Source organism: Formosa sediminum (genome assembly GCF_007197735.1).
GTDB lineage: Bacteria > Bacteroidota > Bacteroidia > Flavobacteriales > Flavobacteriaceae > Formosa > Formosa sediminum.
The window spans coordinates 2,470,628-2,484,957 of record NZ_CP041637.1; the positions used below are offsets into that span (position 1 = coordinate 2,470,628).

The 14,330-nt window shown below is 31.4% G+C and carries 12 protein-coding genes and 1 riboswitch; all 12 genes read left to right on the plus strand.

The window, feature by feature from the left end; genetic code table 11:
- Positions 1-1,050: 1,050 nt before the first annotated feature.
- Positions 1,051-2,514, plus strand: a complete 1,464-nt coding sequence (locus FNB79_RS10675) for a cobyric acid synthase (protein ID WP_143381290.1) — start codon at positions 1,051-1,053, stop codon at positions 2,512-2,514.
- Positions 2,508-3,515: a pyridoxal phosphate-dependent aminotransferase gene (locus FNB79_RS10680; protein ID WP_143381291.1), complete on the plus strand. Its 1,008-nt coding sequence runs from the start codon at positions 2,508-2,510 to the stop codon at positions 3,513-3,515. The genes FNB79_RS10675 and FNB79_RS10680 overlap by 7 nt, the downstream gene beginning before the upstream one ends.
- Positions 3,506-4,438, plus strand: coding sequence for an adenosylcobinamide-phosphate synthase CbiB (gene cbiB, locus FNB79_RS10685; protein ID WP_143381292.1), 933 nt, complete (start codon positions 3,506-3,508; stop codon positions 4,436-4,438). The genes FNB79_RS10680 and cbiB overlap by 10 nt, the downstream gene beginning before the upstream one ends.
- Position 4,439: 1 nt before the next feature.
- Entirely contained in the window at positions 4,440-4,964 is a 525-nt protein-coding gene (locus FNB79_RS10690) for an AAA family ATPase (RefSeq protein WP_143381293.1), read from the plus strand.
- Positions 4,965-4,983: 19 nt separating this feature from the next.
- Positions 4,984-5,182: riboswitch (cobalamin riboswitch) on the plus strand.
- Between the two features lie 87 nt (positions 5,183-5,269).
- Entirely contained in the window at positions 5,270-6,076 is an 807-nt protein-coding gene (locus FNB79_RS10695; protein ID WP_143381294.1) for a (2Fe-2S) ferredoxin domain-containing protein, read from the plus strand.
- Positions 6,073-7,617 (plus strand): uroporphyrinogen-III C-methyltransferase, encoded by a 1,545-nt coding sequence (cobA, locus tag FNB79_RS10700; protein ID WP_185967760.1) that lies wholly within the window; start codon positions 6,073-6,075, stop codon positions 7,615-7,617. The genes FNB79_RS10695 and cobA overlap by 4 nt, the downstream gene beginning before the upstream one ends.
- A gap of 3 nt (positions 7,618-7,620) precedes the next feature.
- Complete coding sequence (locus tag FNB79_RS10705; protein WP_143381296.1) at positions 7,621-8,553, plus strand: sirohydrochlorin chelatase; 933 nt, start codon at positions 7,621-7,623, stop codon at positions 8,551-8,553.
- Positions 8,550-9,260, plus strand: a complete 711-nt coding sequence (cobI, locus tag FNB79_RS10710) for a precorrin-2 C(20)-methyltransferase (RefSeq protein WP_143381297.1) — start codon at positions 8,550-8,552, stop codon at positions 9,258-9,260. The genes FNB79_RS10705 and cobI overlap by 4 nt, the downstream gene beginning before the upstream one ends.
- On the plus strand, positions 9,257-10,633 hold the full coding sequence (gene cobJ, locus FNB79_RS10715) for a precorrin-3B C(17)-methyltransferase (protein WP_143381298.1): 1,377 nt from the start codon (positions 9,257-9,259) through the stop codon (positions 10,631-10,633). Before cobI ends, cobJ begins: the two co-directional genes overlap by 4 nt.
- Positions 10,634-10,638: 5 nt before the next feature.
- Positions 10,639-11,274: a 5,6-dimethylbenzimidazole synthase gene (bluB, locus tag FNB79_RS10720; RefSeq protein ID WP_143381299.1), complete on the plus strand. Its 636-nt coding sequence runs from the start codon at positions 10,639-10,641 to the stop codon at positions 11,272-11,274.
- Between the two features lie 3 nt (positions 11,275-11,277).
- The gene (gene cbiE, locus FNB79_RS10725; protein WP_143381300.1) at positions 11,278-12,480 is read left to right on the plus strand and encodes a precorrin-6y C5,15-methyltransferase (decarboxylating) subunit CbiE; all 1,203 of its coding nucleotides are present in this window, start codon (positions 11,278-11,280) and stop codon (positions 12,478-12,480) included.
- Entirely contained in the window at positions 12,477-14,318 is a 1,842-nt protein-coding gene (gene cobM / locus FNB79_RS10730) for a precorrin-4 C(11)-methyltransferase (protein ID WP_143381301.1), read from the plus strand. Before cbiE ends, cobM begins: the two co-directional genes overlap by 4 nt.
- Positions 14,319-14,330 lie beyond the last annotated feature (12 nt).

Below are 14,330 nucleotides of genomic sequence, written 5' to 3' on the forward strand. Positions count from 1 at the left end.
TTTTGACAATTTTTAGAATCATTAATTTTACAACTAAAACCGCTGCTATTTATGGATTGTGGGATTAAATAGGATATAGAGAGTATTTTGTTGATGGTTTTGGTATTTTTTGTTAAATGTGTTAAAGAAAATATAGGTAATGTAATTGGATATTGATATGTGTGATTATTATGTTGTTTATCAAATGTTTGTGTTGAGTTTTTTTGTTTTGTTTCCTGATGCTCCATGACACTTCAGTAATATCATTTTTTAACCTTTAAATATTTGTAACAATCACTATCTATTATTTTAATTTAACTTTTTAAACTAAAATTTAGCGTTAACCACGAATTGTATTTAAAAAAAAGTTAAATAATATAATTTTAGTGTTCTTTGTAAGATATAATTACTAAATCTATACCACTAAGTTGCGAACTATATATAGGATTGGTGTGGTTGTAGCTCTAAACTTATGTTTTGTTTTTGTGAATAGATAATTTGCTTTCATGTTGCGAGCCATTCTTGGTCATTGCATATTGAAGCCTAACTATTCTAGTTCAGTTAACATTCTAGGAGCTTCTAACTTTCTTGGTTAACCATAAATAAAGAATATATTATTTCTCACCCATAATTTACTAGTTCTTAGTTGTAACCAATAGTAATAGCCATTTTAAAACAACTTAGTACCTTTTTCATACCTTTTGTTTTAGATGTGCCTCACTAGAAAAAACATTTCTAGCATAATCTTTTAACTATTTTCAATCAATAGTATAATACAAATATGAATATATCTTAACTTTTACAAACCTAGTAATATTTGATAAAATATACTATTTACTGTATTTATACACAGAAGGCTTTTAGGTGTTGTTTTTAAGTATTGTCATTATACTTATTTAATTTTTTTATTAATCAGTTGATTTGCAGTGGTTCTTATTTTAAATTATTTTTAAAACTATAGTAATCAAATAGTAAAATGTATAAATTTATATTTCATTAAACTTTATCTTCAAGGCGATATTAAAGTCTATATTATTCAATATTTTTGCATTTAAAATTAACAAATTTGAAATGCAAAACCTACAACCTATAATGTTAGTTGGTACAGGTTCCGATGTTGGTAAAAGCTGGATAACAACAGGAATTTGTAGATGGTTGAAACAAAGAGGATATACACCTGCTCCGTTTAAAGCACAAAACATGTCTTTAAACAGTTTTTCTACACCCGATAATTTTGAAATAGGTAGGGCACAAGCCGTACAAGCAGAGGCATGTGATATTCCGTCAATGGTAGAAATGAATCCTATTTTATTAAAACCTTCATCATTAAATAAATCACAAATTGTATTACATGGAAAACCTATTGGAGATCAAACTGCTAAAGAATATTTTTTAGGAGATAATAAAAAATATCTTTTTGAGGAGGCTAAAAAATCTTTTAAACAATTAGCATCAAAGTACAATCCTATTGTTATGGAAGGGGCAGGTAGTATTAGTGAACTAAATTTAAAACATAGAGATATTGTAAATATGCGTATGGCCAAAGCAGCAAATGCATGTGTTTACTTAGTAGGAGATATTGATAAAGGAGGTATTTTTGGGAGTGTTTATGGTACTATTGCTTTGCTTGAAGACTGGGAACGTAAACTCGTAAAAGGCATTATTATTAATAAGTTTAGAGGTGATGCAAATTTGTTTATTGAAGGTAAAAAAATTTTAGAAAACCTAACAGGACTTCCTGTTTTAGGTATTTTGCCTTATACTAGAGATATTTTTATTGAAGAAGAAGATTCCGTTGCCTTAAACCGTAGGTCTACTACAGCTATTAACGGTAAGTTAAATATTGCTGTAGTAAAACTTCATTACATCTCTAATTATACCGATTTTCAAGCTTTAGAGCAAGAAACACTTATTAATCTTTATTTTACAAGAGATGTTGAAGAACTAAATAAAGCCGATGTTATTATAATTCCAGGAACAAAAAACACCATTGAAGATTTAATAGCCTTAAAAAAAGACGGTTTAGATATTGTCATTAAAGCACGTTATAAGCAGATTCCTATTATCGGAATTTGCGGAGGGTACCAAATGTTAGGAAAATCTATCACAGATCCTTTTTCTGTAGAAAGTCATGTAAAATTAGAAACAGGTTTGGGGTTGTTTGATATTGAAACACAACTGTCTAAAACTAAGCAAACCATACAACGTAATTTTAAGTTTAAGAATTATAAAGCATCTTGTGTTGGATACGAAATACATATGGGAGAAACCAGTGTACCAAAAGATAGACATTTAAACATTATTGAGGGTATACAGGAAGGTTATTTTGATAGAAAAAAAAGTTGGGGTACTTACCTTCATGGCATTTTTGATAATCAAGAGGTTGTAACAGAGTTATTACAATTAAAATTCCCTGAAGCTCAAGCAAAAAATTACAGACAATTTAAAACTGAACAATTTGATAAATTAGCCGATTGGATAGACGAAAATTTAGACATGAATGCGATTATAAAAAACAGTCTTGAAACATGTTAAATGGCCACGGCGATGATCTTCATTTGATTGAAGTAGAAATAAAACATAATTTTAGTTCTAATGTGTATTATAAAGGTTGCCCAAAAACATTGCTCGATGAGGTTTCAAGATGTGTAAATCAAATTCAAAGTTATCCATCGCCCACCGCAAATGAACTTAATGAATTAGCAGCTAAAAAGTTTCAGTTAAAAAGTAATCAATTTTTATTTACAAATGGTGCGACAGAAGCTTTTTATTTAATTGCTCAATTATTTTCTAACAAAAAAGCAGCTATTGTAGCTCCTACATTTGCAGAATACGAAGATGCTTGTAAAATATTTCATTTAGATTACGAGCTTATTAATGTTGCAGAATTACAAAATACCAATGCAAATCTTGTGTTTATTTGTAACCCTAATAATCCTAATGGAAACGTTTTATTTAAAGCAGAATTAGAATATCTTTTTCAAGAAAAACCAAATACTATATTTGTTATAGATGAAGCCTATATTGAGTTTACTACTAGTATAGAATCTATTGTATCATTAACTTCCAAATACAATAATTTAATAATAGTACGTTCCTTAACCAAAACATTTACAATTCCAGGATTACGTTTAGGTTATGTGATTTCTGATGCTTCTTTAATAGCCAAATTATTAACTTTAAAAATGCCATGGAGCGTTAATTTATTGGCTATTAAAGCAGGCGAGTACATTTTCAAAAATTACGATAAACTTCAGTTTAATGTTTCAGAATTATTAGAAGAGACAGCAGTTTTTAAAAAGCAATTATCAAAATTAAATGGGATTAGAGTTTGTGAAAGTGATACTTCTTACTTTTTAATTGAATTATTTGATAAACCAGCAAATGAATTGAAGCACTATTTGATTAAAGAACATCAAATTCTTGTTCGTGATGCTACAAATTTTAATAAGTTAGAAGGGGAATATGTTAGGCTTTCAACGCAAAGTAAAGACGCTAATAATTCTTTAATTCAAATTTTGAAAGCATGGATTTAAACGCTATTTACATATTAATTTTTGCTTTTGCTTTTGACTTAATTTTTGGAGACCCCATAAATATGCCCCATCTTATTGTAGCTTACGGTAATGGCATTTCTTTTGGAGAAAAAACACTCAATACAGGACGTTATAAATTTATAAAAGGCGCTTTACTTGTAATTATATTGGTAAGTGTCTCTTTTGTTGTGCCTTATTTTATTATTAGAGAATTAAATAGGTTAAACTTTCAAATTTTAGCCATTGTATTTTCAACACTTATGTTGTTTTATTGTTTGGCAAATAAGACTTTAATAACAGAAGGTTTAGCTGTTTTTAATGTTTTAAAAAATAAAGGTTTGGAAGCTGGACGAAAACGTCTATCTTGGATTGTAGGACGAGAAACCAATAACTTAAGTGCGCAACAAATTAGAGTAGCAACCTTTGAAACCATGTCCGAAAACTTGAGTGATGGTGTTATCGCGCCGCTTTTTTATTTTCTAATTTTAGGCGTTCCTGGAGCAATGGCTTATAAAATGATAAATACTTTCGATTCTATGATTGGGTATAAAAACGATAAATATATATGGTTTGGAAAATTTGCAGCAAAATTAGACGATATTGTTAATTATATTCCAGCTAGAATTACGGCATTTTTAATGTTAGTGGTTCAGTTTAAATTAAATGGATTTTCATTTGTCTTTAAAGAAGGCCGTAAACACAGCAGTCCTAATGCAGGGTATCCAGAAGCTGCATTGGCCTATATTTTAGATTGTAGGTTTGGAGGCCCTAATTATTATCATGGAAAATTGGTAAATAAACCTTTTATAGGAAGTCGTAACCGAGAGATTAATCATGAAGAAATTAAAACAGTTAGAGCCATAAATTACAAGGTTAGTATATTGTTTTGTGCTGTAATTATAGTGTTATTATTACTTTTTTAATATGCATAGTTTTCAAAAAAAATATATTATTACAGGGGCACCTGGAACAGGAAAAACAACCACTATAAATTTGCTAAAAAAAACAATGTCTTGTATGGACGAAGTGTCTAGGAAAGTTATTCTAGAGGAACAAAAAAATAATAGAAATGGTATGCCTTGGGGCGATATAAAACGTTTTTCTAATTTGGTATACAATGCAACTAGTCAGGAATTATTAACAAGTGATGCTATAATTTGCGATAGGTCGTTGTTAGATCTAGAAGCCTATTTGGTTATAGAAAATAAAACAATTCCTAATTATTTACGTAATTTTTCGTATCAGGATACCTACCATAAAACAGTTTTTTTTGCGCCAACTTGGTTCGATATTTATTGCCAAGATGGGCAACGATTACAAGAATTTGATTACTGTTTAAAATTAGAAAAAGCACTTTTAAAACAGTATAAAAACAAAGGATTTGAAGTTGTAATGTTACCTAAGGTTTCTCCTTTAAAAAGATCTAAATTCATTTTAGAATTCATTTAACAATTTCAAAAATTAGCTATACATTTGTATAACTTGAGGTTTCCATATTTTTTTATTAAGAATATAGAATTAAAAGGGAATTTGGTGAAAATCCAAAACTGTACCCGCAGCTGTAAGCTCTTAAAAAGCTTTTAACATCTATAGTCACTGTTCTTGAGAATGGGAAGGCGTTAAAAAGTAGAGTGAGTCAGAAGACCTGCCTAAAGCTAAGCATAAATTAAACTTTCGGGAATAAAAGTTAACGTGTCTGATTCCTACTTTTTTGGGTTCATACTCAACTTCTTTTCCCATGATAAATAAAAAAAATGGGAAAAAACATTGCCAAATCAAAACATACATTTTTCTTTTGCGACGGCGGTTCTTGTCAAAAAGCAGGAAGCGAGCAAGTAGTAAGAACAGCACGCGCTTATTTACGTAATAATGATTTGTGGAATACTACACATACCATTAAAACCAGATGTAATGGAAGGTGTGAAGATGCGCCTACATGTATTGTGCATCCTGGAGAATTTTGGTATAAGGAACTTTCGCCAGAAAAAATCACACATATAGTAAAAGGTCATATATATAATGATTGTCCGATAGAAACCGAATTGTTATATAAAGAAGGCTGGAAAGAACAGGTTTCTAGTAAAGAAAAAGCGCCTATAAAACCTAAGCCTTTTGAATTTAAAGCAGATGAAGAATTAGGTGATTGTCTTATTACACGCGGATTTAGTTCAGACCAATATTTATACCCGCTATTTTTATTGCTTTTAGAAAAATCAGAAGGCGTAACACTTTATAAGCCCAATTACAATCCAATTCCTTTTAAAGAAATTAAAGATGTAGTTTATTCAAAAGCATACACACTTGAGCTGCTAACAAATACAGATTGTATAGAATTTATAATTGCAGCGGTTCCAATTGATGATATGGCTTTGCAAAAATCAAAAATTTCCATTACAGAATATTATTATCAAAAAGAAACAAACAAAACAGGTATTCGTTTTAAAAATAAATTTGGAAAAACTTTAGGGAAAATAGAGTTTAATGCTTTAGATAATAAAGCATGGAAATACTGTACAAAAATTCAGTTGCAAAATCTAACTTTAGATGTGTCTCAATTATGAATAAACATATAGCTGTTTTAGGGTTAGGTTGGTTAGGTTTACCATTAGCATTACAACTTCAAAAAAAAGGGTTTACTATAAGTGGCAGTACGTCTAATTTGGATAACTTAAAACCGTTAAGTAAATATTCGTTTCCTGTAAATAGAATAAAAATAGAAGCAGATAAAATTGTAGGAGATTGGGAGGCTTTTATAAACGAAACCTCTACGCTTATTATTAATTTTCCGCCAAAGCGTATTAATAATATAGAAACTATTCATCCGCTTCAAATAGCACAAATAATAAAACACACGCCCAAAACTACAAAAGTTGTTTTTGTAAGTTCAACATCTGTATATCAAAATACAAATGCACGTATAGATGAAACAGTAACATGCATGCCCCAAAAAGCTTCTGGCATTGGTTTAATTAAGGCAGAACAATTATTAAAAGAATATTTTGGTAGTAATGTAACCATTTTACGTTTGGCAGGTTTAATTGGCCCAAAGCGTCATCCGGGTCGTTTTTTGGCAAATAAAAAGCAATTAAAAAATCCTAATGTACCTGTAAATCTTATTCATCAAAAAGACGCTGTTGGTTTAATAACAGCTATTTTAGAGCAAGATTGTTTTGGCGAAATTATTAATGGTTGTGCAGATGTGCACCCAAAACGCAAAGATTTTTATAAAAATGCAGCTATGCAATTAAATCTGGAAGCTCCTGTTTTTGAAACTTCAACAGAAGAGCGTTTTAAAATTGTAGATAACTTAAAATCTAAAACAATTCTGAATTTTGAATATCAGTTTGCTAATCCAGAATCAATTTTTGCAAAAGATAAGTTGCCAGAAATATATATTGTGGGTGCAGGTCCTGGTAATAAAAACCTATTGACTTTAAAGGCTTTTAATGCTATTAATAATGCAGAAGTTATTTTACACGATAATTTAATTTCTGATGAAATAATGACTATTAATACCAATGCAGAACACATTTATGTAGGTAGAAAATTTGGAGATAAAGAGAATCCGCAAGCACGCCAAAATAAAATAAACGAATTATTAAAATTGCATTGCGAAATGGGTAATAACGTAGTGCGTTTAAAATCTGGAGATCCTTATGTTTATGGTCGTGCAGCCGAAGAAGTTCGTTTTTTAAAAGCACATAAACTTCCTTTTTGTGTTGTTCCAGGAATTTCTGCAGCTTTAGCTGCCGCTAGTTTAGCGAATATTCCTATTACAGAAAGAGGGCACTCTAATGCTATCTTAATTTGTACAGCACACACAGCAGATTACTCTACATCGCAGCTTAATGGTATTGCAGAAATGCTTAATGCCGGAAATACATTGGCGCTTTATATGGGCTTAAAAAGTTTAGATAAAATTATTCCAAAGCTTATAGCAGTTTCTGGAAATCCAGATATTCCAATTAATGCTATCTCTAATGTGTCTAGAGCGAATGAGGTTTTATTTTCTTCAACATTGGGAAATATAGAAAACGATATAAAAAAACAAGAGTTAAAAATGCCTGTAGTCTTTTTAATAGGTGTAAAACCAATCGATTAAATAATGAAAAAAGGAATTTTACTTTGCGGACATGGTAGTAGAACAAAATCAGGAACCAATGCTTTTAAAGAATTGGTAAGTGCGCTACAAGCACGTTATACAGAGTACGAAGTAGATTATGGGTTTTTAGAATTTAATCATCCCGTTTATGAAGCTTCTATAGAACGTATGTACCAGAAAGGGATTCGTGAAATTTATGCCTTACCAATTATTCTTTTTGCTGGATCGCATGCAAAAAATGATATTCCGTATGAAATGAATACCATACAGAGCTATTATAAAGATCTAACCATAAAAATGGGAAAACATCTAGGTGTAAATTCCTTTTTATTAGAACTCGCACAGAAAAGAATTTTAGAAGAAGAAAGTAAACACACACCAATAGACAGAAAAGATGTATGCTTAATGGTTGTAGGAAGGGGAACAACAGATACAGATGCAAATTCTGATGTACATAAATTAGCATGTATGTTAGGCGAAGGTATGGGGTTTGGTTTTACAACCGTTGCATATAGTGGCACCGCTTATCCTAATGTAACGAAGAGTTTAGAACTAATTAGTAAAATGGAATTTAAACGTACCATTGCCATTCCATTTTTCTTTTTTACAGGAATTCTTTTAGAACGAATTTATAAGCAAATAACAGATTTTAGCGAAACTTCACCTCTAGAATATATCTATACACAGGCTTTTGGTAGTGACGAGTTAATTCTAAAAGCTTTTGATGAGCGTTTAGAAGAAGCTATTAATGGAACAGCAAACATGAATTGCCAAATGTGTAAATACCGTAAGCAAATTGTTGGATTAGAATCTGAAGTAGGAAAAGAACAAATAGGGCATCATTTATCTGTAAAAGGTGTTTTGTTTGAAGAAGATGAAAAAGTAGGACAAAAAAACAGTGTGCTTACTAAAATAAAAAAAGGTTTAGGAATATGATGACAGGAAAAATTTACGGCGTTTCCTTAGGGCCTGGAGATCCAGATTTAATAACGCTAAAAGGTTTAAAAACATTACAAAACGCCGATAAAATATATTATCCAGGGTCATTATTTAAAGATGGTGTAAAATCTAGTTATTCACTATCTATTTTAAATCAGTACAATTTAGACCCAGAAAAACTAGAAGGATTTTATTTAAAAATGGATTTAGAACGGGTTGAAGCCAAGCGCCTTTACGAAACGACCTTTAAAAAAATACTAACAGACTACACAAACGGTTTGTCTATTGCCATTGTTAGCGAAGGTGATATTAGTACGTTTAGTTCTTTTTCTTATTTACTAGAAAAAATACAATTACATAACTTATCTATAGATTTAATTCCAGGTATTAGTTCGTATTTACACTTAGCATCAGAAAGTAAAATGCCATTGTGCTTACAAAACGAAAAAATAGTTGTAATACCTCGTGTACAAACAAAAGAAGAGCTACAAGAAGCAATTAATAATTTTGATACTGTGGTATTAATGAAAATTATATCGGTTGTAGACCTTGTTTCTTCAGTGATAGACAATACAAAACATAATATTACTTACGCCGAACGTTTAGGAACAGATAAACAATTTATCACTAACAGTTGGGCCATAGCAAACCAAAGAGAAACGCCTTATTTTTCTCTTATCATTATTAAAAAAATTAACCAATGAAAATAACAGTAGCAGGCTTAGGCCCTGGAGATATTAATTATATGTTACCTGTAGTTAAACATGCTTTGCAAAAAGCAGATGTAATTATTGGTTACGACTATTATTTTCAATTTGGAGCATCACTTTTTAAAGCAGATGCAGAACTTATATCCATGCCTTTAGGTAAAGAAGAAGCAAGAGCACATAAAGCTATTAAAAAAGCTAAAGAAGATAAATATGTTGTGGTTATAGGTTCTGGAGATGCCAGTATTTATGCCATGGCGGCTATTGTTTACGAAGTAGTTTCTAAAGAAAACCATACAGATATTGAATTAGAAACGCTACCAGGAGTTTCTGCTTTTTTAGCTGCAGGAAGTAAATTAGGCGCACCTTTAGGTCACGATTTTTGTTGTATTTCTTTGTCTGATTTAATGACACCTTGGAAAAAAATAGAGCAACGCATTAAAGCGGCAGCAATGGGAGATTTTGTAACGAGTTTATACAACCCGAAAAGTCAAAAAAGACATTGGCAATTAGGGCGGTTGCAAAAAATATTTTTATCAGAACGATCACCTTCTACACCTGTTGCGATTATAAGACATGTAACACGACCAGAAGAAGAACTTAAAATTACCACTTTAGGCGAATTTAATCCTGAAGATGTAGATATGTTTTGTTTGGTTATGATTGGTAATTCGCAAACCTATCGTTTTAAAGATTATTTAATAACACCACGAGGTTACCTTAACAGAAAACCACATACAGGTAAAGAAATTCAGCAAGAAAGTTTTAGAATTGTTACCGAGCACATAACAGATTTACCGTTTTCTATTCCCGATAAATGGGCAATGACTAGAGTGATTCATACTACAGGGATTTTAGAAGATTTTAATTATTATTCGGCAACGCCAAAAGCGATTGAAAACTGGCATACTCATCTTAAAACTGGAGGGGAAATTGTTACCGATGTTACTATGGTAAAAGCAGGAATAACAAAAGCTTTTACTGCCGAATACGGAAACCAAGTTCATTGTTTATTAAACGATGAAGATGCGCAAGAATTAGCGAGATTAGAAAATATAACACGTAGCCAAGCAGGCATTAGAAAAGCGATTAAAAAGTATCCAAACGCGTTATATGTTGTAGGTAATGCACCAACGGCTTTATTTGAAATTGTAGAACAGTTAAGAGACAACGCTTCGTTTAAACCTGTTGGAATTGTTGGCGTACCTGTGGGGTTTGTAAATGTATTAGAATCTAAAGAACAGTTATCGCAAATTAAAAATACAGATTGGGTAATTATAGAAGGAAATAGAGGAGGTAGTAATGTTGCTGCTGCTATTGTAAATGCTGCTTTTACCTTACCAGAGGCTTCAACATACTTTAAATCTTAAAAATAATGAAATTTACTTCAGAAGATATAGAAACTTTAGAACAGATTATCCTTGCTCGCAGAGATGTAAGAGGAAATCGGTTTATAAATTCGCCTGTTTCTCAAAAAGATATCGATAAAATTCTATTTGCTGGAGTAAATGCACCTTCTGTAGGCTTTTCTCAACCTTGGGAATTTGTGGTGATTAAAGATTTAGATATCAGAAATAAAATAAAAGAGAGTTTTTTTGAAGAGAATGAAAAAGCAAAACAACTTTTTAAAGAGAAAAGAGCAGATGCTTACACTCAATTAAAATTAGAAGGTATTATAGAGTCTGCTTTAAATATAGCGGTTTTTTATAAACCAAGTAAACATCCTATTTTAGGGCAAACCACAATGAAGGAAGCTGGCGTATATTCTGTAGTTTGTGCCATTCAAAACATGTGGTTAATGGCTCGCGCTTTAGGTGTCGGACTTGGTTGGGTAAGTATTTTAGACCCGAATAAAATTAAAACAATTTTAAAAGCTCCTAAAGACCGTAAACTAATTGGTTATTTGTGTTTAGGACACGTAGATAAGTTTTACGAAAATCCAGAATTAGAACGTTTACAATGGGAGAAGCGTAAGAATATTAATGATATAGTTATAAAAGAGAGCTATTAATAGGTGAAGCAAAAGACTACACATATCGATTTTTATTTAATAGGAATTAGTAATCATACTACTCCCCAGTGGAGTAATGATGCGGTACAATTAATACAAAAATCTACTATTTTTTCTGGAGGAAAACGCCATTATCAATTGGTAAAAGCATATTTACCTAAAATTCATAAGTGGATTGAAATTTCAGGAAAGATGGATGCGTTAATTCAGCAATACAAAACCATCGATGTTTCTATTGTAGTGTTTGTTTCGGGCGATCCTTTTTTCTATGGTTTTGGAAATACTTTACAACGTTTATTGCCTAACGCACAGTTAAAAGCTTTGCCGTATTTTAATAGTTTACAATTACTATGTCATAAAACACAAACGAATTATAATAATTTAAAATCTGTATCGATTCACGGTAGAGATTGGTCGGCTTTAGATGAAGCATTAATCAATAGAAATGAATTGATTGGTGTGTTAACCGATAATAAAAAAACACCAGCAGCAATAGCGAAACGTATGTTACAATATGGTTTCAATAATTATTCAATTACTATTGGTGAAGCCTTAGATAGCGATACAGAATGTATAGAACAACTACACTTATTGGCTTGTACAACCAAAATACATAACGCATTAAACTGTGTGTTATTAAAACAACTAACACCTAAAAACAAACCTTTTGGTATTCCCGATGCTACTTTTGTTTCGTTAGAAAATAGAGCAAATATGATTACCAAAATGCCTATCCGTTTAAGCACAATAAGCGCCTTAGCATTACAAAATAAAAATGTGTTTTGGGACATTGGTTCTTGTACAGGTTCTGTAGCCATTGAAGCGAAACAACAGTTTCCGCATTTAAAAATAGTTGCTTTTGAAAAACGAACAGCATGCGCAACCATTATTCAACAAAATATAGAACGTTTTAGTACACCTGGTATTGAAATTATTATTGATGATTTTTTTAACCTGAATTTAAACAGTTTTCCTAAACCAGATGTAGTGTTTATTGGAGGACATGGCGGACGCTTAAAAGAATTAATTCAAACTGTTTATCAATTAAATCCATTGGTTCGTTTTGTAACCAATGCTGTAAGAACAACCAGTAGTTCTGTATTTATAGAAACACTTACAGATCTAAATTATACGATTAGCACGAATACCATTCTGCTAAACAATCACAATAAAATTAGCATTCACACCGCAGAAAATATTAAATGAAGAAAATAGCCATTATAGCAGTTACTAAAAGAGGTCTAGAAAAAGCCCTTGTTATTCAGCAAGAATTTCCAAAATCGTTAGTTCTAACTACGTTATCATCTACCAATGAAAACGTATCTACCATTAGTTCTATTTCCGAGTATCTAAAAGCTAATTTTGAGAAATTAGACGGTATTTGTTTTGTAACGGCTTTAGGAATTTGTGTGCGTTTAATTGCGCCATATATTCAAGATAAAAATACAGATCCAGCTGTAATCTCTGTAGATGATTTAGGTGTAAATGTACAATCTGTATTAAGCGGTCATAAAGGAGGTGCAAATGATTTTGCTATAAAAGTAGCATCCGCTCTAGGTGCAAAACCTATTATTTCTACCTCAAGCGATGTTCAAAATATTTGGGCTTTAGATACGTTAGAAACTCAGTTTAATTGGCAAGTAGAAACGTCGTTATCCATGAATAAAATAATGGCTTTATTTGTAAACAATAAGCCTACTGCGTTATTGCTAGATATTAAAGATAAAGGCACACAACATTTAGAAAAAACGGCTCCCAATTTTGTAACTATTTTTTATAATGAAGCAGATATAGATTATTCTCAATTCGAGTTATGCATTGTAGTAAGTTATAACGTTTACGATGTTAGTATTCCTAGTCTTTATTTTATACCCAAAGTATTGTCTGTAGGATCAGGATGTTCTAAACAATTAGATTCTGTTTTATTTGAGAAAACTTTAAAAGCCGAATTAAAAAGTAGAAATATTCGCTTTTCAGCGATTAAAGATTTTGGTTCTATAGATATAAAAGCAAATCAACAAGCATATCTAGACTTTAGTACAAAAAACGAGATTCCATTTAGCACATTTACAGCAGATGAGATAGATACAGTTACAATACCAAACCCAAGTGAAGTGGTACAATCTAAAATTGGAGTTTATGGTGTTTCAGAATCGACAGCAATGTTATTGTCAGGAAATAAACATGTACTGGTTGAAAAACAAAAGATTCATTTAGATAACGGTGAAAAATTTACGTTTTCTATTGCTTTAGATGTAAATGTAGAACGTAAAACAGCCATTGCAATTATTGGAGCTGGACCAGGAGACGAGGAGTTAATCACTGTAAAAGGAAAACATTATTTAGAAGCAGCAGATTGTGTGTTATATGCAGGTAGTTTAATTCCTGAAGAAATGACCAATTGGTGTAAACCAGGAGCTGTTGTTAGAAACTCGGCGATGATGACGTTAGAAGAGCAAGTTTCTGTAATGCAAGAACACTATAAAAAAGGAAATGCTATTGTGCGTTTACAATGTGGAGACCCGTCTTTATACGGAGCTATTCAAGAGCAAATGACCATTTTTGATGAATTAGGAATGGATTATTTTATAGTGCCAGGAATTTCATCTTTTAGCGCAGCAGCGGCATCGTTAAGGTCAGAATTTACCATTCCAGAAGTCGTACAATCTATTGTATTAACTAGAGGAGAAGGAAAAACACCAATGCCACCAAAAGAAAGTATTGCTGCTTTTGCTGCTACCAATGCGACCATGTGTATTTTTTTAAGTGCAGGAATTGCGAAGAAAGTAGAAGGGCAGTTGTTAGAACATTTTGATGCCGATACGCCTGTTGCCGTGATGTACAGAATATCTTGGAAGGATGAAGAGATTTTTAAAGGTAAATTACAAAATCTAGCACAAATTGTAAAAGAGAGTAAAAAAACAAGAACGGTTTTAATTATAGTTGGACATGCTATTGGTGCTCGTAAAAACAGGTCGCAATTATATAGTCCAGAATGGAAACATATTTTTAGAACGAATAAAAAATTTGTAGTCACAGAATAATTAATAAGATAA

Bases quoted from the DNA above. Each gene is read 5' to 3' on its own strand.
- FNB79_RS10690 (WP_143381293.1), top strand. From the start codon at position 4,440: ATGCATAGTTTTCAAAAAAAATATATTATTACAGGGGCACCTGGAACA.
- cobM (WP_143381301.1), top strand. From the start codon at position 12,477: ATGAAGAAAATAGCCATTATAGCAGTTACTAAAAGAGGTCTAGAAAAA.
- cobA (WP_185967760.1), top strand. From the start codon at position 6,073: ATGAATAAACATATAGCTGTTTTAGGGTTAGGTTGGTTAGGTTTACCA.
- FNB79_RS10675 (WP_143381290.1), top strand. From the start codon at position 1,051: ATGCAAAACCTACAACCTATAATGTTAGTTGGTACAGGTTCCGATGTT.
- FNB79_RS10695 (WP_143381294.1), top strand. From the start codon at position 5,270: ATGGGAAAAAACATTGCCAAATCAAAACATACATTTTTCTTTTGCGAC.
- cobJ (WP_143381298.1), top strand. From the start codon at position 9,257: ATGAAAATAACAGTAGCAGGCTTAGGCCCTGGAGATATTAATTATATG.
- cbiB (WP_143381292.1), top strand. From the start codon at position 3,506: ATGGATTTAAACGCTATTTACATATTAATTTTTGCTTTTGCTTTTGAC.
- cobI (WP_143381297.1), top strand. From the start codon at position 8,550: ATGATGACAGGAAAAATTTACGGCGTTTCCTTAGGGCCTGGAGATCCA.
- FNB79_RS10705 (WP_143381296.1), top strand. From the start codon at position 7,621: ATGAAAAAAGGAATTTTACTTTGCGGACATGGTAGTAGAACAAAATCA.
- FNB79_RS10680 (WP_143381291.1), top strand. From the start codon at position 2,508: ATGTTAAATGGCCACGGCGATGATCTTCATTTGATTGAAGTAGAAATA.
- bluB (WP_143381299.1), top strand. From the start codon at position 10,639: ATGAAATTTACTTCAGAAGATATAGAAACTTTAGAACAGATTATCCTT.